We start from the raw sequence: 800 nt of genomic DNA, 5'->3' as shown, positions 1-800 counted from the left end.
GTCCCCTTCATCGTACTGGCGACAATGAGGCGTTCTCCATGGCGACCCCGCTTGGCCGCGAATTGGAGAGCCAGGGCGGGATGGCCGTCGCGTGCGGGAAATGTCGCCTGGAAGGATCGGCAGCCCCGGCATTTCCGCAGCAGCGAGCGAAGGGCAACGCGTCTTCCATCCGGCAGTTCGACTATCTGCTCCTCCTTGACGCGGATGGTGAAGGGGATACCGCTAGCGCACAGGAAGCCGAGCCATTCCTGCCCAATGAACTCACGGTCTGCCAGGAACATTCGGATCGAAGTTGCTCCGTAGCGCGCGAGATAGCGTTCCATCAGCGCGACGCGCTCGGCGGTGCTGCTGCTGCCCGCTTTCTCCAGTACGCTCCACATCAACGGCACCCGAAAGCGCCGCTTCACCACCGCCAACATCAGAACATTGACGTTGGATCGGCCGATCTTCCAGTTGGTCCGGTCCAGGCAAAGATACCATGACGCGGAATGGCCAATCAGGGTCGTGACGATCGGTGCACTCCAGTCTTCGGGAAGGCGGACATGCTGGAAGAACCGTTGGAGGCGCCGGTAGGTCGATGCAACCTGCGCGCGACCTGGCCGCTCCGCCAAGATATGGGACAAGTTGACCGTCCGAGTGGCGATCATACCCAGAATAAGGAGGCAAAGCGTCTCGAGGCGAGTCTTTCCGAGAGGAATATGTGGCGATAGAACCTTCTGAAGGCTGGCAAGAGCGTGGACTTCCAAGGGACCGTTCCTTTGGCGAGGTCGAGTCCCTCATCAGAATCGCTCACGCCGGTC

1 protein-coding gene is annotated in these 800 nt (G+C 60.8%); it reads right to left on the bottom strand.

The features are described from left to right. Positions 1-746: transposase (locus EU800_RS26115; protein ID WP_129636363.1), on the bottom strand; the 746-nt coding region annotated here is incomplete at its 3' end. Between the last annotated feature and the right edge of the window lie 54 nt (positions 747-800).

The sequence above is a fragment of the Tropicimonas sp. IMCC6043 genome, from assembly GCF_004146235.1.
GTDB lineage: Bacteria > Pseudomonadota > Alphaproteobacteria > Rhodobacterales > Rhodobacteraceae > Tropicimonas.
The sequence above is the reverse complement of the archived record's forward strand: the minus strand, read 5'-3'. Positions and strand labels throughout refer to the sequence as shown.